Annotated in this window: 27 protein-coding genes, 1 other RNA gene, 1 pseudogene and 1 riboswitch; of the genes and pseudogenes, 22 read left to right on the top strand and 7 right to left on the bottom strand. The window is 32.0% G+C overall.

Annotated elements, in window-relative coordinates:
* The first annotated feature begins 2 nt into the window (after positions 1 to 2).
* The 9 genes from B5G32_RS02825 (at position 3) to B5G32_RS02785 (ending at position 7,718) form a co-directional block, all read left to right on the top strand.
* Positions 3 to 536 carry a helix-turn-helix domain-containing protein gene (locus B5G32_RS02825; RefSeq protein WP_087244984.1) on the top strand — a complete coding sequence of 178 codons (534 nt, stop codon included), beginning with the start codon at positions 3 to 5 and terminating at the stop codon, positions 534 to 536.
* Between the two features lie 17 nt (positions 537 to 553).
* The gene (locus B5G32_RS02820; RefSeq protein WP_087935795.1) at positions 554 to 2,131 is read left to right on the top strand and encodes an ABC transporter ATP-binding protein; all 1,578 of its coding nucleotides are present in this window, start codon (positions 554 to 556) and stop codon (positions 2,129 to 2,131) included.
* 1 nt (position 2,132) lies between these two features.
* Positions 2,133 to 2,975 (top strand): ABC transporter permease, encoded by an 843-nt coding sequence (locus B5G32_RS02815; RefSeq protein WP_087935794.1) that lies wholly within the window; start codon positions 2,133 to 2,135, stop codon positions 2,973 to 2,975.
* On the top strand, positions 2,972 to 3,778 hold the full coding sequence (locus B5G32_RS02810; RefSeq protein WP_087935793.1) for an ABC transporter permease: 807 nt from the start codon (positions 2,972 to 2,974) through the stop codon (positions 3,776 to 3,778). The genes B5G32_RS02815 and B5G32_RS02810 overlap by 4 nt, the downstream gene beginning before the upstream one ends.
* Complete coding sequence (locus tag B5G32_RS02805; protein ID WP_087935792.1) at positions 3,759 to 4,838, top strand: ABC transporter substrate-binding protein; 1,080 nt, start codon at positions 3,759 to 3,761, stop codon at positions 4,836 to 4,838. The genes B5G32_RS02810 and B5G32_RS02805 overlap by 20 nt, the downstream gene beginning before the upstream one ends.
* A 151-nt stretch (positions 4,839 to 4,989) precedes the next feature.
* Positions 4,990 to 5,556: a dihydrofolate reductase family protein gene (locus B5G32_RS02800; RefSeq protein ID WP_087935791.1), complete on the top strand. Its 567-nt coding sequence runs from the start codon at positions 4,990 to 4,992 to the stop codon at positions 5,554 to 5,556.
* An 83-nt stretch (positions 5,557 to 5,639) separates the two neighbouring features.
* Positions 5,640 to 6,185 (top strand): flavodoxin domain-containing protein, encoded by a 546-nt coding sequence (locus B5G32_RS02795; protein WP_087935790.1) that lies wholly within the window; start codon positions 5,640 to 5,642, stop codon positions 6,183 to 6,185.
* A complete protein-coding gene (locus B5G32_RS02790) occupies positions 6,182 to 6,877 on the top strand; it encodes a DNA/RNA non-specific endonuclease (protein ID WP_087935789.1) in 696 nt (231 codons plus the stop codon). The genes B5G32_RS02795 and B5G32_RS02790 overlap by 4 nt, the downstream gene beginning before the upstream one ends.
* 73 nt (positions 6,878 to 6,950) lie before the next feature.
* Positions 6,951 to 7,718 (top strand): AIM24 family protein, encoded by a 768-nt coding sequence (locus tag B5G32_RS02785; protein WP_087304670.1) that lies wholly within the window; start codon positions 6,951 to 6,953, stop codon positions 7,716 to 7,718.
* A gap of 43 nt (positions 7,719 to 7,761) precedes the next feature.
* Here the strand turns inward: B5G32_RS02785 and B5G32_RS02780 are convergent, their stop codons facing one another.
* Entirely contained in the window at positions 7,762 to 8,913 is a 1,152-nt protein-coding gene (locus B5G32_RS02780) for a DUF871 domain-containing protein (protein WP_087297237.1), read from the bottom strand.
* A 289-nt stretch (positions 8,914 to 9,202) separates the two neighbouring features.
* Between B5G32_RS02780 and B5G32_RS02775 the strand changes: the two genes are divergently transcribed.
* The 9 genes from B5G32_RS02775 to ssrA all read left to right on the top strand — a co-directional run bounded on the left by B5G32_RS02775 (position 9,203) and on the right by ssrA (position 17,302).
* On the top strand, positions 9,203 to 10,897 hold the full coding sequence (locus B5G32_RS02775) for an MraY family glycosyltransferase (protein WP_087935788.1): 1,695 nt from the start codon (positions 9,203 to 9,205) through the stop codon (positions 10,895 to 10,897).
* Positions 10,890 to 11,246, top strand: a complete 357-nt coding sequence (gene crcB, locus B5G32_RS02770) for a fluoride efflux transporter CrcB (protein ID WP_087935787.1) — start codon at positions 10,890 to 10,892, stop codon at positions 11,244 to 11,246. The genes B5G32_RS02775 and crcB overlap by 8 nt, the downstream gene beginning before the upstream one ends.
* 63 nt (positions 11,247 to 11,309) lie before the next feature.
* Positions 11,310 to 11,487: riboswitch (cobalamin riboswitch) on the top strand.
* 79 nt (positions 11,488 to 11,566) lie between these two features.
* A complete protein-coding gene (locus B5G32_RS02765; protein WP_087935786.1) occupies positions 11,567 to 12,706 on the top strand; it encodes a prenyltransferase/squalene oxidase repeat-containing protein in 1,140 nt (379 codons plus the stop codon).
* Positions 12,699 to 13,424: a DUF4430 domain-containing protein gene (locus B5G32_RS02760; RefSeq protein WP_087935785.1), complete on the top strand. Its 726-nt coding sequence runs from the start codon at positions 12,699 to 12,701 to the stop codon at positions 13,422 to 13,424. Before B5G32_RS02765 ends, B5G32_RS02760 begins: the two co-directional genes overlap by 8 nt.
* Positions 13,396 to 13,935, top strand: a complete 540-nt coding sequence (locus B5G32_RS02755) for a hypothetical protein (protein ID WP_239386177.1) — start codon at positions 13,396 to 13,398, stop codon at positions 13,933 to 13,935. The genes B5G32_RS02760 and B5G32_RS02755 overlap by 29 nt, the downstream gene beginning before the upstream one ends.
* Before the next feature lie 56 nt (positions 13,936 to 13,991).
* Positions 13,992 to 14,213: a preprotein translocase subunit SecG gene (gene secG, locus B5G32_RS02750; protein ID WP_087244997.1), complete on the top strand. Its 222-nt coding sequence runs from the start codon at positions 13,992 to 13,994 to the stop codon at positions 14,211 to 14,213.
* Positions 14,214 to 14,278: 65 nt separating this feature from the next.
* Positions 14,279 to 16,483: a ribonuclease R gene (gene rnr / locus B5G32_RS02745; protein WP_087935784.1), complete on the top strand. Its 2,205-nt coding sequence runs from the start codon at positions 14,279 to 14,281 to the stop codon at positions 16,481 to 16,483.
* Positions 16,484 to 16,499: 16 nt separating this feature from the next.
* Entirely contained in the window at positions 16,500 to 16,946 is a 447-nt protein-coding gene (gene smpB, locus B5G32_RS02740; protein WP_087244999.1) for an SsrA-binding protein SmpB, read from the top strand.
* A 1-nt stretch (position 16,947) separates the two neighbouring features.
* Positions 16,948 to 17,302, top strand: a transfer-messenger RNA (tmRNA) gene (gene ssrA, locus B5G32_RS02735).
* A 104-nt stretch (positions 17,303 to 17,406) separates the two neighbouring features.
* Here ssrA and B5G32_RS02730 read toward each other — a convergent pair.
* Complete coding sequence (locus B5G32_RS02730; protein WP_087935783.1) at positions 17,407 to 18,513, bottom strand: tyrosine-type recombinase/integrase; 1,107 nt, start codon at positions 18,511 to 18,513, stop codon at positions 17,407 to 17,409.
* 20 nt (positions 18,514 to 18,533) lie between these two features.
* The gene (locus B5G32_RS02725; RefSeq protein ID WP_087245001.1) at positions 18,534 to 18,833 is read right to left on the bottom strand and encodes a hypothetical protein; all 300 of its coding nucleotides are present in this window, start codon (positions 18,831 to 18,833) and stop codon (positions 18,534 to 18,536) included.
* 154 nt (positions 18,834 to 18,987) lie between these two features.
* On the opposite strand from B5G32_RS02725, the gene B5G32_RS02720 reads away from it, so the two are divergent.
* Positions 18,988 to 19,665: a helix-turn-helix domain-containing protein gene (locus B5G32_RS02720; protein ID WP_158093960.1), complete on the top strand. Its 678-nt coding sequence runs from the start codon at positions 18,988 to 18,990 to the stop codon at positions 19,663 to 19,665.
* On the opposite strand, the gene B5G32_RS02715 is transcribed toward B5G32_RS02720, so the two are convergent.
* The 4 genes from B5G32_RS02715 to B5G32_RS02700 all read right to left on the bottom strand — a co-directional run bounded on the left by B5G32_RS02715 (position 19,647) and on the right by B5G32_RS02700 (position 22,872).
* On the bottom strand, positions 19,647 to 20,564 hold the full coding sequence (locus B5G32_RS02715; protein WP_087245003.1) for a tyrosine-type recombinase/integrase: 918 nt from the start codon (positions 20,562 to 20,564) through the stop codon (positions 19,647 to 19,649). The two genes, B5G32_RS02720 and B5G32_RS02715, sit on opposite strands and share 19 nt — an antisense overlap.
* A gap of 148 nt (positions 20,565 to 20,712) precedes the next feature.
* Positions 20,713 to 21,126 carry a DUF4258 domain-containing protein gene (locus B5G32_RS02710; protein WP_087935782.1) on the bottom strand — a complete coding sequence of 138 codons (414 nt, stop codon included), beginning with the start codon at positions 21,124 to 21,126 and terminating at the stop codon, positions 20,713 to 20,715.
* A 124-nt stretch (positions 21,127 to 21,250) separates the two neighbouring features.
* Positions 21,251 to 22,441, bottom strand: coding sequence for a Rep family protein (locus tag B5G32_RS02705; RefSeq protein ID WP_087245005.1), 1,191 nt, complete (start codon positions 22,439 to 22,441; stop codon positions 21,251 to 21,253).
* Between the two features lie 95 nt (positions 22,442 to 22,536).
* Complete coding sequence (locus B5G32_RS02700) at positions 22,537 to 22,872, bottom strand: hypothetical protein (RefSeq protein WP_087245006.1); 336 nt, start codon at positions 22,870 to 22,872, stop codon at positions 22,537 to 22,539.
* Between the two features lie 187 nt (positions 22,873 to 23,059).
* On the opposite strand from B5G32_RS02700, the gene B5G32_RS13770 reads away from it, so the two are divergent.
* The 3 genes and pseudogenes from B5G32_RS13770 (at position 23,060) to tnpA (ending at position 24,089) form a co-directional block, all read left to right on the top strand.
* Positions 23,060 to 23,233, top strand: coding sequence for a hypothetical protein (locus B5G32_RS13770; RefSeq protein WP_158093959.1), 174 nt, complete (start codon positions 23,060 to 23,062; stop codon positions 23,231 to 23,233).
* A 172-nt stretch (positions 23,234 to 23,405) separates the two neighbouring features.
* Positions 23,406 to 23,576 (top strand): annotated as a pseudogene (locus tag B5G32_RS02695) (transposase); the annotation flags it as partial.
* 99 nt (positions 23,577 to 23,675) lie between these two features.
* Positions 23,676 to 24,089 (top strand): IS200/IS605 family transposase, encoded by a 414-nt coding sequence (tnpA, locus tag B5G32_RS02690; protein WP_204209603.1) that lies wholly within the window; start codon positions 23,676 to 23,678, stop codon positions 24,087 to 24,089.
* The last annotated feature ends 73 nt before the right edge of the window (positions 24,090 to 24,162 follow it).

The raw sequence follows: 24,162 nt of genomic DNA, 5'->3' as shown, positions 1-24,162 counted from the left end.
ATATGGACATTGGAAAGAAATTGAAGGATTTGCGTATAAAAAATGATTTGACCTTGGAAGAGTTGGCTTCAAGAAGTGAACTCACAAAAGGATTTCTTTCTCAAGTCGAAAGAAATTTAACCAGTCCAAGTATCTCTACACTCGAAGATTTGTTAGAGGCACTAGGCACCAATCTTTCTGAGTTCTTTCAATCTGATCAGGAAGAAAAGATTGTCTTTCATACACAGGATTTCTTTGTGGATGAAAAAGACGAATATACGATTGAATGGGTTATTCCTAATGCTCAGAAAAATGAAATGGAACCAATTCTTTTAACTATTCATGGACATGAAAGAAGTAAAGAAATGGAATGTCATAATGGAGAAGAATTTGGTTATATTTTAAAAGGAAATGTCACTTTAGTTCGTGGGAATAAAAAATATAGATTAAAAGCAAAAGAAACATTCTATATGGATGGTAAAGAAAGTCATTATTTTATCAATAATGGTTCAAGTGATGCCAAAATATTGTGGGTCACAACACCACCAATGTTTTAAAAGAAGGGAGTATGATTATGGATAAGAAGAAGTTAATACAATTTCGTAATATAGTGAAAGAATTTGATGGACAAATTGTTTTAAAAGGTGTCAATCTTGATATATATGAAAATGAGTTTGTGACTTTACTGGGACCTAGTGGTTGTGGAAAGACAACATTACTAAGAATTTTAGGTGGTTTTCTAGATGCAACTGAGGGAGAAGTTATTTTTGATGGAGAAGACATTAGTCAAGTTCCTGCACATAAAAGAGAGTTAAATACTGTCTTTCAAAAATATGCTCTTTTCCCACATATGAGTGTTTATCAAAATATTGCCTTTGGATTAAAAATTAAGAAAATGAGTAAAGACGTTATTGAACAAAAAGTTATGAAAATGTTAAAGCTCATTGGTTTAGAAGGTTTTGAAAATAAAAACGTTACACTTCTTTCAGGGGGACAACAGCAACGTGTAGCGATTGCCAGAGCACTTGTTAATGAACCTAAGGTTTTATTATTAGATGAACCACTTGGAGCATTGGATTTAAAATTAAGAAAAGAAATGCAATATGAATTAAAAAGAATTCAACAGGAAGTTGGAATTACCTTTATCTTTGTTACACATGACCAGGAAGAAGCCTTAACTATGTCAGATAAGATTGTTGTTATGAAGGATGGGGAAATTCAACAAGTTGGAACACCTCAGGAAATCTACAATGAACCAGAAAATAGATATGTAGCAAACTTCATTGGGGAAAGTAATATTATTCCAGCTGTTATGTTAGAAGATTATAAAGTAAAATTTGATGATATTGTTTTTGACTGTGTGGATTTTGGATTTAAAGATAAACAACCTGTTGATGTTGTGATTCGTCCAGAGGATATTGATATTGTCGATGTCAAAGATGGAAAAATGACAGGAGAAGTCTTAAGTGTTCTTTTTAAAGGTGTACATTATGAAGTTATGGTTGAAACAGTTCCAGGAACAAGTGTAACTGTGAACATGCATGTCATCAGAAATCGTGATGTGACATCTGAAAACGGAAAAGAAAAAATCAGTGCCAATGATTTCTATGTCGATATTGAAGATGTCAAATCATTAGATGATGCTGAAGTTATTGCGCGTGCTGATGCACAGGCATGGAATCCTGAAACAGATGATTATATTTCTATCAGTAAGATTGATTATGATTTAAAAGAAGAAATTGGTGAATATGCAGTGACATTCTCGACTTCAAGTGGAACATCAGTAGAACGTAAGATCATTGTTGTGAATCAACCTGTTGTGAAGAATGAAAGAGCGAATGAAGGGGTTATGGCATTCAATTTCTTTAAGACAGTTGATGAACTTGATGAATCCGTAGCCTTAGATACAGATTTAAAAACATGGGCAAATGCTCAAGGATGGAAATTAAATGATGAAGATGAATCTGTAGATATTTATGTAGATTATGATTTTGATCCTGAACATATTGAAGAAGGAACATATAAAGTCACTTTCTCAACAGAAGGTAGAGAATTAAAGATTCATACAACAGATTATGTGGAAGAAGGTAAAGAGGTCGGTTTAACATTCTTCCCTGAAGATATTCATGTCATGGAAAAGATGGGGTTCTAGAATGAAACGTTTTTCACAATTAGCATGGCCCTATATGATATGGGTGATCTTAATGATTTTATTACCAATGTTATTAATTCTTTTCTATTCATTAACAACAAGTGGAAATGATATCATTAACTTTACATTTACTTTGGATCATTTTAAAAAATTTTTTACCGACCCAGACTTTTTACTTGTCTTATGGCGTTCATTGACGATTGCTGTGAAGACAACAATTATCTGTGTTGTCTTAGGTTATCCAGTTGCTTATTTTATTGCAAGAAGCAGTGATCGTGTTCGTAATATTCTTGTTTTAGCTATTACTTTACCAATGTGGATTAATATGTTAGTCAGAACATATGCCTGGATAGGAATTCTTTCTGATGGGGGTATAGCTCAAACAATTTTAGGTTTCTTTGGACTCAAAGATATGGAGTTGTTATATACAGAAGGTTCTGTATTGCTTGGAATGGTTTATAACTTTATTCCATTTATGATTCTACAAATCAATACATCTTTATGTAAGATGGATAAATCATTATTAGAAGCCAGTGCTGATTTAGGGGCGAACAGAGTTCAGACATTCTTACGTGTCACTTTGCCATTATCTTTATCAGGAGTTGTCAGTGGAATAACACTTGTCTTTTTACCAGCAGTGAGTTCATTCTTTATTCCTAAACTTCTTGGTGGAGGACAGTTCTTCTTAATTGGAAACGTGATTGAAAATCAATTTATTACAGTTGGAGAATGGAACTTTGGTAGTGCAATCTCTATGATTATGGCAGTCATTATGATGATTTGTATGTATGCAATTAGAAAAATTGATGAACGTAATAGTGGAGGAGGGAATCAGGAATCATGAAAAAAAATAAGAGAATTATTGGTAAAATTTTAATGGTTCTGATGATTTTATTCTTCTATTTACCAATTGTATTTATGGTTATCTTCTCTTTTAATGAAAGTAAATCACTAACACATTTTACTGGTTTTAGTTTAAACTGGTATGAAAAACTCTTCCAAAATAGAGATATGATGGAATCATTATATGTCACAATTACAGTTGCTGTGATTGCTACAATTGTATCGACAATAGTAGGAACAATTAGTGCCATTGGTTTATCAAAATCAAGCAAGATTGTTAAAAAAGTCATGATGCAGTTAAATGATTTTCCAATTATGAATCCAGAAATTGTGACAGCTATTGGGTTGATGTTACTATTTATTACATTTCATATAGAACGTGGTTTTATGACAATGTTACTTGCTCATATTACATTCTGTATACCTTATGTCATTTTAAGTGTGATGCCTAAAATTCGTTCACTAGATCCAAATCTATCTGATGCAGCAATGGATTTAGGAGCAACACCATGGCAAGCTTTAACAAAAGTTTTAGTACCACAAATTATGCCTGGTATCGTATCAGGAGCCTTAATTGCCTTTACAATGTCATTTGATGATTTTATCATTTCATACTTTGTAACAGGAGGAGGGGTTAAAAACTTAAGTATCATGGTTTATACAATGAGTAAAAGAGTTAACCCAACAATCAATGCAATATCTACGCTTGTCGTAGTATTGATAACGGTAGTCTTAGTGATTATCAATGTAGTACCACTAATTAAAGCAAGAAGGGAGAAAAAAGATGAAAAAGTTATTAACTAGTTTATTAGCGGTTGCAACAATGTTTACTTTAACAGCGTGTGGAGGGGATTCAAATGCAGATAAGCCATATGCTGGACAAGAATTACACCTTTATAACTGGGGAGAATACATGGGTGAAAATTTTATCTCTGGTTTTGAAGATTTAACAGGCGCAACAGTCGTTGTGGATTACTTTGATTCAAATGAAGCTATGTATATCAAAGTCGCAAATGGAGAACCATATGATATTTTAGTTCCTAGTGACTATATGATTGAAAGATTAATTCAAGAAGATCTTATTCAAAAATTAGATAAAGATAAGATTACATGTATGGATGAGCTTGTTGATGCTGTCAAAGGTTTACCATATGATCCAAACAATGATTATTCAATTCCTTATTTCTGGGGAACAGTAGGAATTGTTTATGACAAAACAAAAGTCAGTGAAGCAGACTTAGAAAAAGAAGGATACAATATTTTCTTAGATACTAAATACAAAGGAGATATTTATCTATATGATTCTGAACGTGATTCATTCATGATGGCATTAAAAGCTTTAGGATATTCAATGAATACAAAAGATGAAAAAGAATTAGAAGAAGCTTATAACTGGTTAGTGAAATGTGTAGAAACAATGGAACCAGAAATCGTCACTGATGAAATTATTGATAACATGGCTCAAGGTAGAAAAGCTTTAGGATTGATTTATTCTGGAGATGCTGCTTATGTTATGAGTGAAAATGAAAACATGGGATTCTATATGCCTGAAACAGGAACAAATTTATGGAGTGATGCTATGGTGATTCCAAAGAATGCTGAAAATGTAGAATTAGCACATGAATTTATTAATTATGCTTGTAGCTATGAAGCTGCTATGGATAATTCAAGCTTTGTAGGATATACTTCTGCTAATCAGGAAGTTATGGATGAATTAGCAAATGGAGATTATGAAGGAATTAATGCTTATGTGCCTAGAACTGGTAATGATAAAGATGAAGTTTTTGAATATGATGAAGCAACTCGTAAAATCATTTCAGATTATTTCAGTAAGGTTAAAATTGCAGCTTCAAATGCTCAATAACAATAATGAGAAGATTGATACTATGTATTAATCTTCTTTTTTTGTTTGAAAAATAAAAAAGATGAACATTTATATAAGTATTCATTGCATATAAAAAGAAATGACGACAAAGATTTAACATGTTATAATTTGAATGCATTGAGGTGGATGAATGAGAAAAGTTATTTTATTTATTGCGATGAGTCTAGATGGATATATTGCTGATCAAAATGGTGGAGTAGACTGGTTACAAGGACAGGACTCCAATCAGGAAACAAAAGATATTTATACAGAATTTATTCAAAATATAGATACAGTTATTATGGGATGGAATACATATCATCAGATTGTAACAGAATTATCACCAGATCAGTGGATTTATTCTTCACTTCAAAGCTATGTCATAACACATAATCAAAAAGAATCAACAGAAAATATTCAATTTGTTTTACAGGATCCAAGCGATTTGATTAGGGAGTTAAAACAAAAAGAAGGAAAAGATATATGGATTTGTGGTGGAGCACAAATCATTCAATCGCTTATGCAAAATCAAATGATTGATGAATATCATATTTCTATTATTCCAATTCTTTTAGGATCAGGCATTTCATTGTTTCATACAGGATTTTCAACAATTCCACTACAATTAGTAGAATCTCATGAGAATAATGGAATATTGGACACAATTTATGTGCGTAGAAAAGAAACGGATATAAATGAGTCATGTGATAGAAAATGATTTTTTAGAAATAGTAAGGTTTCTATTTTATTGTATGTATAGAGCAAGAAAAAGAATGAATATCATGGAAAGAAGGCATAAAAATGAAAGGAATTATTATATATGGTTCTCACTATGGAACAACAAAACAATATGCTGAAGAATTATCAAGATTAACACATTTACCATTAGAAAACGAAGAAGATGTAAAAAATATACATGATGATTTCATTGTTTATTTAGGTGGATTATATGCAGGAGGAGTTAAGGGATTAAAACATATAGTTAAAATGATACCATCACAGACACAAATGATTGTCGTGACAGTAGGTTTAGCAGATGTTCAAGATGAACAAAATATAAAAAATATAAGACATGCTCTCCAACAACAATTATCACCAGAACTTTTTCATGGCTCAAAGTTTTTTCATTTACGTGGAGGTATTGATTATTCAAAGTTAAGCTTTAAACACAAGACTATGATGACTCTTTTATATAAGGTTACTAAAAATAAACCACGTGAAAATATGACTGCAGAAGATCAAGCTATGGTGGATTCGTATAATAAAAAAGTTGATTTTGTTGATTTTCAAGCATTAAAGCCAATTGTTGAAGAAATTAACTTTATCATGCAAGGAGAATCGAAATGAGAAAAAGATATAAAAAGAAACTTATAAAAATTATTGTTGCTGGTGTTGTTGCACTGGGTGGATATCTTGGTGTTGAATTTCATCAGCAGACATATAGTGCTATCAGTATTGAAGATGTCCCAGAATATAGTGGTAAGCCTTATGTCATTGTTAATGATAATGAGCCCTATTTTGATGAAAAAGATTTAACAACGCAATCATTTGAAGAATATAGTCCATTAGATTCTTTCGGACGTTGTGGTGTAGCATATGCAAATATTGGAGAAGATATTATGCCTACAAAAGAAAGAGGAAGTATTGGCATGATTAAACCATCAGGATGGCAAACAAAGAAATATGATTTTGTAGATGGTAAATATCTTTACAACAGATGTCATTTGATTGGTTATCAGTTAAGTGGTGAAAATGCAAATGAAAAGAATTTAATCACAGGGACAAGATATATGAATACAGAAGGAATGTTGCCTTTTGAAAATGAAGTTGCTGATTATGTGAAAGATACAGGAAATCATGTTTTATATCGTGTGACACCTGTTTTTGAAGAAGATAATCTGGTGGCTGATGGTGTATTGATGGAAGCTATGTCTGTAGAGGATCGAGGTTTAGATATAGAATTTAATGTTTTTGTGTATAATGTTCAGCCTCATGTGAAAATTGATTATCAGACTGGAAAAAGCTCTTTAGATGAATAAAAATATAAAAATAATAAAAAAGTTGGACTCCTTAAAAATGGTTTAGTACAATGTAGAAAAGGAGGTCATCAATATGTTTACAATTTCTAATTTTACAAATAATAATGATGTGAAAATCATTAATGAGAAAGGACCTTTTCAAGTCATTGAATATCAACGTGATTTAAGTGTAATGCCACATCATGCGCAAACTGCTTATTTTTGTAGTGAAATGAATATTCGTAAAAGACAGGTTATTTGTGATATTAGTCAAGCTAATGTTGTGGTACAGGCAGGGGCAATGCAATGGATGGTTGGCAATGTCTATGCAACAACAGGATTAAAAGGTGTAGGGGATTTGTTATCTAAAGCAGTAAGAGGAAAAGTGACTGGAGAATCAGCAATTAAACCAGAATATACAGGAGATGGAGTTCTAGTATTAGAACCTACATATAAACATATTTTATTGCTTGATCTTGATGAATGGAATCAATCTGTTGTATTAGATGATGGTTTATTTTTAGCTTGTGATGCAAAATTAAAGCATAAAGCTGTGATGCGTTCTAATTTATCATCAGCGACAATGGGAAATGAAGGATTATTTAATCTTGGAATAGAAGGTTCTGGTATTGTATGCTTAGAATCAGAATGTCCACAAGAAGAACTTATTGAAGTGACTTTAAAAGATGATGTTTTAAAAATTGATGGAAATATGGCTATTGCATGGAGTGGAACTCTTGAGTTCAAAGTAGAACGTTCTGGAAAAACATTAGCAGGATCAGCAGCATCTGGTGAAGGCCTTGTGAATGTCTATCGTGGCACAGGAAAGGTTTTGATTGCACCAGTTGAATCAAGAAAATAGGTATAAAAAAGGATTGAAAACGAAACTTTCAATCCTTTGTTTTTTATTTTAAGATTTTGAAGTGATGTCCTGGTTTAATGAAATCTAACAACATTAATTCTTCAGGTTTTACAGTAGCGACTAAGTTACGTTCACCATCATTAGGAATTTCAGTTAAAACAATTTCAAGTTCACCACGATAGTGTGCTAAATTATCATTAACAATCAATACATCTCCACGAGTGAAAACTTTTTTACCTGGATCTCTATATGGAATAGATTGTGATTCTACATTCATTTGAGAATCTTTTCCCATATCTCCATCTTGAACACTTTTCTTTTCTTTAAACCATACACGTGGTGATGAAGATCTTAACATAAATGATGAATGATCATAACGATCCCAATGAGGAGCGAAATCATACATGATTTCTTTTTCGTTTTGACTAATACCTTCAGCTTCATCAACTCTAATTTCAATAGCTTGCATATTCACTTTAGATAATGCTTCTAATTCTTCATCAGTTGCAGGATAGTTTCCAATTAAGATATCATCAACATCTCCAGTCGCAAGCATATAACGAGCTTGTAAATCAATTGGTAAACCACGCATAATTTCAACAGTTGGTAAACCACAGAAAACTTGCCATGGACCAATTGTATGTTCATTGTTACTAGAAACAAAAGCAGCAGTGTGTAAATTTAATTCTTTCCAATAACGGTTAAAGTCCATAAATAAATCAAAATCTAACCCAGTATAACGTTCTGGGAAGAAGTTATGACACATAGTGATTTGATCTTTATTACCACCATTATTGATTAAAAGTTCTACACCCATATCCATACTAGCGTTAAATTCAATTTTAATATTGTATGGGTTACGTGTTAATTGAATATCACCTTGAGTTCCAAAGTTACCATCCATTCTAATAATATCTAATCCCAAATCAGCGAATGGTTTTAAATTGCTAGGTGTTGCTCCAATTAAGTCAAAAACTTGTGGATTTGTATCAGCAGCAACTTCAAATCCTAATTCATGAGCTTTTTTCATGAAATCTTTAAATTGAACTAAATAACTTTCTCTTTCATCATCTGGAATAGATAAGAAACATGTAAAAATTCTGCTAAAACCTAATTTTGCAGCTTTTTCCATGTATGCGTATACCTCTTCCATTGGTGTTTTGTCAGGGTATACAGAAATACCTAATTTGTGCATATTCATTTTCCTCCTTATATTTTACATTATAACACCTTTGTGAATAGACTTTAAGCAAAAAAGAGCTTAGAATAGATTTTGTCATTTAAAATATATTATATTATGATATTTTTAAAGAGATAATTAAATAACTTCAAAAGAAAAGATAAGTCTATATGATGAGTATATAAATGGAAAATTTTTTCATTAATAAGAATAAATAAATGAAATAAATGCAGTCAGGACTTCGCAAAATCGCATATTTATGATATAACAAAAGATATAGAATTGAAGAAAGGAGCTAAGAATCATGAGTTTAGAAATATGTTTATCGTTTGTTGTGACATTCGTATTAAGCTTAATTCTTGTTCCAATAGTAGGAAAGGTTTCAAAAAAACTTGGTATTATTGCCCATACAAATAAACGAACAATACATAAAGGCATTATCGCAAGAACTGGTGGTTATGCGATTTATATGAGTTTTTTAATTGGAACGATGATCTTCTTAAAAACAGACACACAGATTAATGCTATTTTAATAGGTGGCTTTATCATTTTCTTAACAGGATTTTATGATGATATTCATGATTTATCTCCGAAATTAAAAATGCTTGGTCAAGTCATTGCCGCGTTAGTCGTTATTATTTATGGTGATATTGTTTTAAAGGGATTCACGCTTCCATTCTTACCTGAATCAGTGTCTTATATACTAGCTATTATTATTACTATTTTATGGATCGTAGGTATTAGTAATGCTATTAATTTAATTGATGGATTAGATGGATTGTGTGCAGGTATATCTATTATTGTTCTGGTGACTATTTCATTGACTTCATTAACTTATGGACGTACAGATATTTCTTCTTTATCATTGCTTTTAGCTGGCGCAATAGGTGGCTTTTTAGTGTATAACTTTCATCCTGCATCTATCTTTTTGGGTGATTGTGGGGCGTTGTTTATTGGTTTTATGATTGCAGTCATTTCATTACTTGGATTTGGTTATAAAAGCTCCTCTTTTTTTACATTAGGGGCACCGATTGTTGTTTTGATGGTTCCAATTATGGATACGTTTATTGCGATTATTCGTCGTAAAGTTCATCATAAAAGTTTTAGTGAAGCTGATCGTAATCATCTTCATCATAAATTGATGTTTTCTTTAGAACTTGGACAAACCAAGAGTGTTTTAATCTTATATGCTGTTACAGTATTATTCTCTTTATGTTCTTATCTTTATTTATTTGATAAGGTTGCAGCAACTATTTTATTTATTGCTTTGATGGTTTTATTTGAACTTTTTGTAGAAGCAACAAATATGATTGATCGTAAATATAAACCACTTTTAACGATTTTAAATATTTTTATTAAAAGTGAATATTTGCCTTCCATCAAAGATACAAAACCATATCAAAGAATTATTCAAAAAGCCAAGAAAAAATATGCTGTTATTTTGGTTCTTGTTATAGGTATTGTATTCTCAATGGTTTTTGTTTTAAATCATGAAGAAAAAGCTATTCCACAAAAAACGATAACTATAGAATATGTAGAATCACAAAATGAAACAAGTTTAATGAGTGATATATATAATCAATTAGTCACAGCTATTAATCGTGGTGATAAAACCGCAGAAAGGCAATTAGTGGCTGCTTATTTTGTGAGTGATTACTATACTTTATCGAATAAAGAGAATGGAGAAATAGGTGGTATTGATTATTTCTATGCTGAGAAAAAAGATGATTTTACAGCTTATGCTCGAAATGAATATTATAAAGAAATACAGACAGATATAAATCTACCTGAAGTTATCCGTTATGATATTTTATCTAATGTGGTTTCTTATAAAGCTTTGTCAGGATTGGAAGATTATAGTTATTACGATGTCAAAGTTCAAATGACTTTTAAAGAAATAAATCCTATTTTAGATACATTACAATATACAACAACGGTGACTTTAATTGAAAAAGATCAGAAGTTTAGTGTTGTTGCGATGGAGAACGATAATGGATAAATTTTTATGGGTAGGACTTGGCGGAGCACTTGGAGCTATATTCAGATATGGCATAAGTCTTATACCATTAAAAAATCATTTTCCTATACTCACACTTATAACAAATATTCTAGGAGCTTTCATTATTGGAATGGTTGTAGGCTTGTTTACCAAAGAACGTATTTCACCATCTATAAATATATTTTTAAAAACTGGAGTTTGTGGAGGATTTACGACTTTTTCTACATTTTCTCTAGAAACTTTGACACTTTTAGAAGATGGATTTTATGCACTTGCTGTAGTATATGCTATGATAAGTGTGATAGGATGTATTATTGGTGTTTATTTAGGAAGAATAATTGTTCAATAGAAGCATATCATGATGCTTCTTTTTCTTTATTATCTTTTCGTAATAGTGTATAATGATGGCGTAAAAGTTTATGAATTTGTTGGTTGGAAATAGAAGTATTTCATGAAAATGGAAGCAGGTGAAAATCCTGAGCTGTCCCGCAGCCGTGAAAGGGAGTTAAAGCGTAATACCACTGGGAAACTGGGAAGGTGCTAAGACGTTGAACTTGAGCCGGAATACATGCCAACATCTTGGAATACACTTTACGGAGTATAAAGTCGTTCTAGTATCAATTTTAGGGTTAAAGGCCCTATTTTTGTCTAGGAGAAATGGAGGACAAAATGAAGAAAATTTTTACAAGTTTATTAATGATGTTGATGTTAATTGTTAGTCAAGTTTTACCAACAGCAGCATTATCGTATGATGAAAGCTATACATTAGCAAAAAATTATTTTCAAAATTTAAGTGCGTTTCAATCAGTTGATGAAATCATTGCGAGTGAATCAGTTGGAGTAGAAACGGATCAGAAGGTTATACCTGAAGAACTTCTTGCAACAGATACAGCATCAAATGTTGCGAAAACAATTATAGTTTTAACTTTACATGGAAATGATCCTAGAAATTATAACGGGGTCAACTATGTTGAATTATTAGAATCAGCAATTCAAAGTGATGGAGCTGTTCATTTTGAAAATGAGAATGGTTTTGGTTCAAATAATCAGATTTTTTGTGTAGATGCTTTATATATTGTAGGCTCAGATAAACAAGAATTAGCTGCAGATTATCTAGCTTCTATGATTCAAGATAATGGAGCATTTACATATGCTGGAGGTTATGAAGATCTTGCTGTCACAGGATGGGCAATAGAAGCTTTGAGTTTAGTTAATCAAGAGAAATATCAGCCAACTATTCAACAGGCTATGACATATATTTTATCATATCAAAAAGAGGATGCTGGATTTGATATGTATGGATATGGTGCAGATGCGAATACGCAGGCATGTGTACTGGCTGGATTATTAACATATGATAGTGCTGGTGTGAAAGCCGGAACATATAATCAAAATGAACATAATCCATATGATGTCTTATTATCTTTCCAAAACTCTGATGGAAGTTTTTGGTCATCATTTACAGGAGAAGGGCAATATAATTTGCTTGCAACTGTACAAGGTGTACAAACAATAGGATACTATTATAATGGTTCAGTTTATCAAAAGGCCCATCAAGCATACTTAGCTTTAGGTGAAGTTATCGAAATAGAAAAAGAACCAGAAATACCTGTTGAAGAAGATTCAGTTAAAGAAGATCAAGAAACATCTTCGACAGAAATGCAAAATGATAATCAGACAAAAGAAGAATCATCATCACAAAAAGCTGATGTGGTTCAAACAGATGATTCATCATGGTTGATAGGATATAGTTTATTATTTATTGGAAGTGGTATACTTCTATTGAAAGGAAGACAGTATCTTGAATAAAACAAAGAAATATACGCTCATTTTTGTTGTTGTATGTTTTTTATTAATAGGTGGAGTAGGCATTTATCATGCCTACTTTGCTTCACCAAGTCAGTCAGCAAAACAAGTGACTGACAATACAGAAAATCAAGTTCAACAAGAAATGACAGATTCGAAACAAAAAGAGGAAGTTTCCCAAGAGAAAAAAGAGGAACAAGAGAATCAAACTTCTCAACAAGAAAAAAAAGAAGAACAAGTGAATCAAGTTTCTCAGCAAGAAAAAAAACAGTCATCAAAACAAAAGCCGGAATCTCAATCAACACAACAGAAACAAACAACAACTTCCAATCAGGAAACATCTACATCTCACCAAACACAAGTAGAGGATGTACCTGAAAAAGAGGAAGAAGTTTATATTGAAGAAGAAATTGCATCTGTTTATGTGACAATCACTGGTGTTGATGGTGTTATGGCACAAGATTATATAGAATATGAAGAAGGTATAAGTGCTTATGATGCTTTAAAAATATTAGCAGATAATTATGAAATGCCTGTGAGTACATCAGGAATTGGGCAAGCCATTTATGTGAAAGGGATCAACGGACTTATGGAATTTGATTATGGTGGCATGTCAGGATGGAAATATAAGGTTAATGGAACATATCCTCAAACGAGTGCAGGTGCTTGCACTTTAAAAGATGGTGATCAGGTTGAATGGGTCTATTCAACAAATGGATAAAGTTAAAGAAATCAGTTTGATTGGAATATTAGCGGCTGTCAATATAGCATCACGTATAGCTTTACAGGCATTACCTAATATTAAGCCCGTAACATCCACTATCATTATTTCAGTGATGATTTTTGGTTTGGCATTTGGTATTAAATTAACGATTGTGACAACACTTGTTTCTAATATCTATTTAGGTATGGGAATTTGGACAATTTTTCAGATTTTAGCATGGATTGTGATTTGTTTATTGACGCAATGTTTAATGGATTTTTTTAAGAAAATACATAAACAACCACATATTTTAGTTATGGCTATATTTGCTTTTTTGATGGGATATGTTTTTGGTTTTATTGTATCATTAGATAAATTTGTTGTGGGTGGACCATCACTATTTATTGTTTATTATATATCGGGATTATTATTTGATACTTTTCATGCAGTTGGAAACTTCTTTTTCTATTTAATTGGGGCACCATTGTTGATGAAAATCTTTGTTAAAAATAAAAGTATTGTAATTTAAATGATGATATGCTATGATGTCTATGCGAATGTATAAAAAGAAAAGGAGGTACGACAATGATTTTAAATATTTTATTGATTATCGTTTCAATTGCTCTTATTGTTGTATGCCTATTACAAAGTGGAAAATCTGATGGTGTGGTGAATGCTTTGACTGGTCAAAGTTCTAACCTATTTGCTCATCAAAAAGAAAGAGGAGCAGATTTGGTTTTAACACGTATTACTGTTGGACTTGCAATTGCATTTTTTGTTCTTGCAATCTTAATTAGAATGGGTTAATCATTAGGGCACTTTGATGTGTCCTCTTTTTATTAATTGGATAAACTAAAAGTGAGGTGAGAAAATTGAAAGAAGAAATATTAGAGTTATTATCTGATCAAACTTATACAAGAAGAAAAATTCAAGAATTAGCTGAACACTTTCATATGACAGAAACACAGGATTATGTTGCGTTTATCAAACTTATTAATGAAATGGAAGATGAAGGGCTTATTATAAGAAGTCGTATTAATGATTATTATTTGATTAATCAGCTTCAATATTATAAAGGTGTCTTAGAATTAAATAAACGTGGATTTGGTTTTGTAAAAATTGATGAAGATAGAGAATTTTATATACATGATTCCAATATGAAGGATGCACTTCATAATGATACTGTTTTAATCGAAAAGATTAAATCTCATGGACAACGTGAAGAAGGACGTGTTGTGCGTGTTTTAAAGCGTGGAAAACTTCGTTATGTTGGGGAAGTGAAGCGTGGAAGAAAAGACTATATTGTCAAAACAGATGATCAGAAATTTGATAAGCCTATTATTGTTGATGCAGCACATATGCATGGCGCTATGCCAGGGCATAAGGTTGTGGTAGAAATTAAGACTTTTAAACCACAAATTAAAGGCGATATTATTAAAATTATTGGACATCGTAATGATCCTGGAATAGATATTTTATCTATTGTCCATGCGCATGATGTAGATATTGAATTTCCTAAGGAAGTCTACGAACAAATTGAAGGTATCTCAGATGAAATTGATCCCAGTGATATTGAAAATCGTGTGGATTTAAGAAATGAGTTGATTGTGACAATTGATGGTGATGATGCTAAGGACTTAGATGATGCCATTTCTTTAAAGAAATTGGATAATGGACATTATCAGCTGGGAGTTCATATTGCAGATGTCTCTTATTATGTTACAGAGGGTTCACCTTTAGATAAGGAAGCCATTAAAAGAGGAACATCTATTTATTTGGTTGACCGTGTGATTCCAATGTTACCACATAAATTATCAAATGGAATATGTTCATTAAATCCAAATACAGATCGTTATACAATCAGTTGTATTATGGAAATTGATAAACATGGTGAAGTTGTTAATCATGATATTTTACCAACGGTGATTCATTCTTCTTATCGTATGACATATAATAATGTGAATAAGATTTTAGATGGTGATCAAAAATTACAGCAGGAATATGCACCAGCTGTGCCATTATTCTTTTTAATGCAGGAATTAGCGACATTATTAAGAAAAGTCAGAGATGAACGTGGTGCTATTGATTTTGATGTTGATGAAGCTAAGGTGCTTGTTGATCAAAAAGGAAAGCCAACTGATGTTGTTTTAAGAAAACGTGGTGCTTCTGATAAAATCATTGAAGAGTTTATGTTGAAAGCCAATGAAACAGTAGCGCAACATTTTAAATGGATGGATTTACCATTTATTTATCGTGTTCATGAACAGCCAAAGGTTAAGAAATTACAACAATTTGTGAATATTGTAAAACCATTAGGATATACGATTAAAGGATCTTTAGAACATGTTTATCCAAATGAATTAAATGCGATTATTCATGCATCTAAAGGAACTGATGAACATGTGATTGTGTCAACATTATTATTAAGATGTATGCAAAAAGCAAGATATGACGCTCAATGTTTAGGGCATTTTGGTTTAGCGGATGAATATTATACACACTTTACTTCACCGATACGTCGTTACCCTGATTTATTGGGACATCGTTTAATTAGAACATTCTTATTTAAACAGGATTATAAACAGACAGCCCATTTTGAAGAAGTGATTCCAGAATTAGCAGAACAATCTTCATATCGTGAAAAAGAAGCTGTTGATATTGAAAGAGAAGTAACAGATATGAAGATGGCTGAGTATATGTCTGAACATATTGGGGAAGAATTTGAAGGTATGATTTCTTCTATTACTTCTTTTGGTTTCTTTGTTGAACTGCCAAATACTATTGATGGTTTGGTACATATCACAGATTTAACAGATGATTATTATCACTATGATGAAAAACAAATGGTTCTCGTTGGTGAAAGAACAGGAAGAATCTTTAAATTATCTGATAAAGTGAAAGTTAGAGTTGTCGCTTGCGATAAAAAAGAAAGAACAATTGATTTTGAAGTTGTGGGAATGGAATCAAGAAAAAAGAAATCAAAAATTGTGAAAATAAATGATAGAAAAGTAAAGACAAAACGTACAAAAAAGGGTAAAATAAATAGGTCACATAGAAAGACAAGAAAACATAGATAGAAAGGATGTGATATGCATGAAAGTTGTCACTCAGAATAAAAAAGCATTTCATGATTACTTTATTTTAGATACTTATGAAGCTGGAATTGAGTTAAAAGGGACAGAAATTAAATCAGTACGTCTTGGACATGTCAATTTAAAAGATGCTTTTATTCGTTTTAAGAACGATGAAGCTTTTATTGAAAACATGCATATCGCTCCTTATGAACAAGGAAATATTTTTAATCATGAACCACTTCGTAATAGAAAGCTATTGCTTCATAAAAAGCAAATTAAAAAGCTACAAAGAGAAGTGAAAGAAAATGGTTTAACAGTAGTTCCTACAAAATTATATTTTAATACGTCTAAGTTAAAAGTAGAGATTGCTTTAGCAAGAGGTAAGAAATTATATGACAAACGTCAGGATCTGAAAGCTAAAGATGCAAAAAGAGATATGGAAAGAGCATTAAAAAATGCTTACTAATGGGGGCGTTTTGGATTCGACAGGGGTCAGTTTGAATGGAATGGCAGCCGTGGGCATACGTTAATTGCAAACAAAAAATATCTGGAAACAGACAACAATTATCTTTCGCTTGCTAGTCGACGTTAGACTTTAGCGAATATCAGCCTATAGCATACCTATGGCTATAGAACTGGTAACATATCTAATAGGTTAAGGGTATAAAGATTCTGGATTTATACCACGAAAATGTACAGAATCGCTAAGTGAAAGACTGCTTGTGGATCGTAGCTTAGTTAAATTCATTCGACAAGATAAGCTGTAGAAGTTTCATATGGGACGGCTTTTGGACGCGGGTTCGATTCCCGCCGCCTCCACCAAATAGTCATTAACACTGATTGTATCAGTGTTTTTTTGTTTCCTTTTCTTTTATGAGAAAATTATGAGAAGGTTTTTGAGATTTTTTATTTAAATAAAACAAAAATCAAGCCTCATCTTGACTTGATTTTATTGTTTCGGATTGTAAATTATTTAAAATATCTAGCAGTTTATCATCTTCATTGATATTGGCATGAGTATAAATTCCTAATGTGACTCCTGGATTTTTATGACCAACTCTTTTGCTGACTTCTGTAATGGTTACGCCTTTATTAATCCATAATGATATGCTTGAATGTCTAAAACCATGATTAGTAATAAAAGGGACACCTGATAATTTGATGGCTTTTTGTCTTTTCCTATCTATTGATGTGGTAGGTAAAGTTCTTGGGCCACCAAAAATAAACCAATCATTATTGAATCCTTCTTTCTGTTGCTCCTGTTTTTTTAAGTCTTTTAACATTTCATTAAGGGAACTGCCAACAGATATTCTTCGTTTACTAGAACTTGTCTTTGTAGGTACAATTTCTTCTTTCCTATTATCAGTAACATGGTCTGTCTTCGAAGTTACACTTTTGATAATGTTGATTTTACCTCTCGAAAAGTCATTCCATGTCAAGGCTCTGATTTCCCCTAATCTTGCACCAGTATAGAATAATGTTATAAAAAAGACTTTATAGACATTATCATCTACATATTTGATGAACTGATTAAAATCATTTTCATCCCATATTGTATTCTTTTTAACTGTTTCATTTTTATCTTCTTCTAATGTTTTTTGGAAGGAGGTAAGCGAGACAGAAGGGTCTGAAAATAAATCGTTATATGTCATAGCATGTTTAAATACTTTTTTGAATTTTTGTAGGATATAGTTTTTCGTCGTTGTAGAATATGAAGAATTACTCAACTTTATTCTAAATTCAAAACAATCCTGGGGAGTTATGTTGCTGATTTTCTTGTCTGGGAAATTCTTGATGATAAAATCTTCCATTACTTGCTGACATTTCATATATGTACTATATTTTGATGTCTGCTCAAGATGTTTTAGATATCCTCGTGCTACAGCACAGAAATATTCGTCATTGAATCTTTTATGTCTAAGAACTTTATTTTCAAATAATTTAGCTTCCTTTTTTGTTTTGAAACCTCTTTTTGTTGTATTTTTATATTTAACGTAGTATGTACCACGTAACTTATCTTTATATACGCCCATTTTATTTCCTCCAAATCAGTTTATGCATATTGTTGCAATGGTAATTGTTCAACTAAAGATTCAGCTACCATTTTTTGTTTATAAAAATCAATATTTTTACCTGTAATTGCAAACAAGGCTTCTGCAGGTATTTTTTGATTTGCATTAAAGCTGATATGATGAGAAATACAATAATTCAATGCTTCTTCACGTAGTTGTCTAGCTTTTGGCGCACCACATTCTCTAAGAAGCATTATTTCTTTAATACTGAATTCTTCCTTAAGAGATAATATATATTTTTCTTTCCAATTCATACATCCTTTCTTTTTATTAATATTCATTTGTTTGACCTCCTTATAGGCATGTTATTTTTTAGCTCCTTTCCTGCCTATGTCTATGCTATTATAACATAATCGACTCCACCATTTTGTAAAGTTGACGAATTGTCAATTCAAATTATAAATGATAGAATTAATATTAAAGGAGAGAGCTAAAATGAGTGAGTATGATTGTTACTATTTAACTGAAAAAGTAAAATTGCAAATAGATAAAGCTAATAATGACGCTTATAAAAGAGTAGAACAAATAATGAGAAGATATCAAATGAATCAAAAGCAATTTGCAGAAAGATTAGGGATATCTCCTACTTTGGTATCAAAATGGAAAAGTGGGGAGAAGGAAATTACCCTTCCTCAAATAGAGGTGATAGCAAGAGAGTTTGGGATTGACATGACCTATTTTATAAAAGGAAGTACAGATTATTACGTTGCTCCAGTACAGAAATGTCATGTTGAGCATGGAATGTTTTGTGTATCACCAAGAAAAAAGTTAGCACCAATTGTCGCACCTACACTAATTGTCCTAAAGAGAGATATTCCAAATAATAATGTTTATCTTTTAGAAGATGGTCTTCATGATGCTGCCATTATAGAAAGAATCATGGCTATTGATGAATCTTTAAGCTATATTGAGGAACCAGATTATTATGTTATTGATGATTATGGAAATCTAAATAGAAATTGTGAATATGAAAGTAAAGTGGGTAACGTCTATTATTTTACTAATAAACATGGTAAATCCATAAGTGTACCTGTATCGCTATGTAAAAATCGAGTTGCGATATATATTGATGACCCTCTTAAAGTAAAGAGAGATTATTGTTTAGGAAGATAGACTTCTCTAAGGTCTTCTCTATCTCGTCCGTGGCCTAATTTTTCACTGACATTAGCCCATGCTGTTTTTTGATTATGATGCATGAGCTCTTTGTTATATTCTCTAATAGCCCAATTTTTGCGGATGCTATGGATACTGCTTTTATGATCGTTATATCTTGAGATTCCTAGTTGCTTACATCTGGAATTTAACCATTTATTGACAGACCCTTGCTTAATGTTGAGTATGGGGCTGTCTTTTTTGCATCTTTCTTTATCGGCAATCTCTTTAAGTTTGTTTATGATATCCCGCTGTTCTTTTGATTCTATTGGTAATATTCTTGTCTTTCCGCCTTTTGATTTGTATATAACCAATTTGTCATTTTTTATATCGCAAGGTCTGACTTTAACTGTTTCACTTACTCTAAGTCCAAAAGCATGACTTAATTTAACAGCAATAAAACCTTTGGCATTAGATCTGATGTCGACTATCTTTTGATAATCACTTTCTTTCATGGCAATGGTTCTCATAGCCTCTTTACCACTTGGTATATGTGAAGCTTTCATGTTCATTTTGCAGTTGAACATTGACTCACCTAGCTTTCCAATCTTATCAATTCTTGAAGCATATTGTTTGATAGTATGGGATGTACATGAAGTTCTTTTTGATTCAAGATATCTGTTGACAAGTTCAGGTGTTATATGATTCATTTTTTTAATCTCATTACAGTTCTCTTTAACCCATTTTGAAAAATCCCTTGCTACATCAAGCAAGTTTTCCTTATCTTTATATGAATATACTCTGCATTTCTCGATGTAGTGATCCTCGATTTTCTCATTTCTTTTAGAAATTCCTGGGGTAAAACTATTTAAAACACTCTGTTTCATCTGATTGTATAGATTATGATGACTTCTGCCCAAATTATCACCTCATATTATGCACCAGTGTTTTTCGCCATTATCGGCTCTATTCTTTCGCCGTTAATGGCAACTTTTTAAATTGTAGATTGTTCAGTAAGTAGCTCAACTGCATGGTGCAGGAGCAATTAAGCTCAACAGCATCTTACTATCAAGATGCTGGAGCTAAAATCGTACGAGCGTTTAAGCTTTTTCTATTGCTTCTTTTTCTTAGAGTTCCATCTTTTCTGAATACTCCCTCATCGGGTCTGTAACAAGTAATCATTTTATAAAGATGAAAATGATTGTCTCTTGTCTGCTTTTCTATAACAACGTGGTATGGGATTTTATTATATTTGCATTGTATGACAAAGCGGTCATAGAAGGGGGATGTGTTATAGTTACCGACAGGTCTATCCTGAACTATGGTGGAATTATAAGATAGAGCAATTTGAATAAGTCTTTCATCAATGTTTCTTTCTTTCATCCTTTCTTTAGCATGCAACGATATTTGAATCAGTCCGAATTTTGCATACTTCTTTATATTTTTTACTTCTTTTGTAAGTTTCTTTTGATGTAATGACATTATTACTTCCTCCGTTTCGTATAAATTAAAAGACACGCTAAGTATCTTTTGAAAATTTCGTCATATAAAAGAAAAACGAACAGGTCGAATTTCTTTTCTCCTGTTCGTCTAACTTACAATAATATTATACCATGTTCTTATTATCTTGTGGATTTTTTGACTCTCCGATAAAGAAAGCTAACTTCTCATTAATCATTTCTTCGGTTAATCTTTGCTTTTTATATAATTTGCTGATGGGATTTGGCAATGTCGTGGCTTTGATATAATCACCACGTGCTTCATCATATAGATTATATGTGATGAAATCATCAGTCATATGAATATATGTTTTACATCTTCTTCTAAGCTGTTTTATAGGTTCGTGAAAATTGTCATGAAACTTGTCGAATAGAGTTTCAATATCCAAGACTGATGTTAGGATAATATATTGACATTCCAATATTTTATTACGGTAGCGTGATTTGACAGTAGAGGACGTGTTGTTATCTAGCATCTTTAGAAAATCACTTAAGGAGTTAAAGCAGTCTGCTCTCACATCATCAAGTATTAATACTTCTTCTCCACAGTAGTCACTCATGATATCATTGGATGCACTGGAAATATAGTAAGACAAGTTTCTGTCCTCACAGAATTTCTTGGCATAGGTTGTTTTACCACTACCACTGGTACCATAGATGTATATGCATTCTTTATTTATAGATTTATTCCTGATTTTATCCTCATAGTACTTAAAGGCGCTTTCAAAATCCTTTCTGTATTTAACATACATATCTACATCAATATATTGGGTGTAATTGTTTCGTCTGATTATACCTTGGTCTATTTTTTCAATAAGCTCATTCTTAATGTCCTTATTATTCTTTTTGACTTGATATTTATCACGTTCGGCTATCCAATCGTAATTGCTTACGACTTCACTATCATCATATTGATATTTGGATGAAGCATTCCTGTGTGTAGCATATAAAAGAACATCACCCCATTTTCCTATTATCTTATTGATGAAGTTTTCTTTTATATCCAACCAATTAGCGACAGTTGTAAATGTATATGCATTATCAAGCTTAATATAGATATGATAATGAGGGTCTTTAATTGTGTTTGCCTTATGAGTAGAATTTTTCTTTTCATCTTCAATGGTATATATATCTTTATCATGAAGAATATAGAGATAGTATTTAATACTCTTGTTTGAATTTATTTTATTAATAATATCATCAATATTGATATACTCTTTTTTTGAGATTATCTCAAAGTTTCTGTACTTTTTTCTCATATAAGTTACCTCCATTAATATATGTCTGGCAACTGGCAACAGGGAGAACCGCCGAGAGGACAAGCCCGTTCTCGGCGTTTCTTATAGGGGTATGCCTGCTTTGGCAACAGGCAACGGCACTTTTACACCTTTTCCTATAACAACACCTGAACTCTGTTATCATGCTCATCACCAAGCATCTGATGACAGCATTCCATGAACTCTCTAATGGAGTCATGTGGTGCCATGATGATTCCCTCATCAAAGAGTTCTTCAATCGTATGGACACATATGGGATTTCTTGTATGGATGAAGACGATACATCCTCCATCTTCATTTTCAGCAAGTCTTAGGGAATACATGTTATCAATTCCAATCTTCTTTATCTTTTCTTCCATGTCGTTATTCATAGAACAAAAAAAAGAATAAGACGTGCTGAAGAAGATGAGAAAGTTCCTCTTTCTCGTTCCACATACCTTATTCTTTGTCATTATTTCACCACCGAGCATCAAGCTCACTTAAATTCAAAAAGGATCGCAATTATCTGAAACCTTTCTGTACATCTATTATAGCACAGATTTGTGATTTGTGGTTTTTTGAACATTTTACATTTTCTCTCCATATTTCATAACATGATATAATATAGATATGAAAATGAAACGAAATGAGGAGGTCCTAATGAAGAACAAAATGATAGATATTATCGAAGGGATATGCGAATGCAAATCACTGCTTGCAGTGGCAATGAAAAGTGCATATGCTGATATAGATTGTGAGAATCTGGTTACAGCATTAGAGGTAACAAGAAATAAGCTTGATGCAATTATAAACGAATTTGATGGGCTTATTTAAATAGAAAAAGCCAACTATTACATTATAGTTGGCTCTTTGTCTTGCAATAAAACCCCAGATAGTCTGGGGGTGTCTACAGGCTTTAGCGGCGTGGTAACGAAAAATCCTCCGTGATATAATTGATTTGTGGTCTGCGAAACTACAAATCATATTATACAAGGAGGAAATAGTCATGAGTTATTACACAGATGACTTACATAGTTTATCACATACAAAGTGGAACTGCAAATATCATATAGTACTTGCACCAAAGTATAGAAGAAAAGAGTTTTATGATGCAAGAAGAATTGAAATAGGAAAAATATTAAGACAGTTATGCGAATGGAAGGGAGTCAATATAATAAGTAAAAAGTATCCGGTGAATACTTTTTACTCTTGGGCATTTCCCCGCTGCTTGCGGCGTAGTGCCCAATGTTATAAAATAACATTGGGGTGATTACAAATGCCAGATAGTATTTATATTCATAATTCACATAATGTATCGAATCTTGTTTACCATTTCGTTTGTCCAACAAAATACCGCCGCATAGTCATAACAGAAACAGTGGATGAAAGCTTGAAGCAAATATGCGAAGGAATAGAGTTGAGATATGATTGGATAACATTTCTTGAAATAGGTGCTGATAAAGATCATGTGCACTTTCTCGTGCAGTCAACACCGGATTATAGTCCAACTAAGATTATAACAACAATCAAAAGTATAACAGCAAAACGCATATTTGCTGAACATCCTGAAGTAAAGAAACAGCTTTGGGGAGGAAGCTTTTGGAGTGGCGGTTTTTTTGTCAGCTTATGCCGATATCGGCATAAATCTACTTATACCGATAAAATAATTATGCCGATTAAATTGAAATAATCATTGTATCATCATTAGTTTTTTATTGATTTATCGGCATAAAACTTTTGTAATTATCTTAAGGAGGATGATT

This window comes from Massilimicrobiota sp. An80, assembly GCF_002159255.1.
Taxonomy (GTDB): domain Bacteria; phylum Bacillota_I; class Bacilli_A; order Erysipelotrichales; family Coprobacillaceae; genus Allocoprobacillus; species Allocoprobacillus merdigallinarum.
This window is presented reverse-complemented; position numbering and strand designations above follow the sequence as displayed.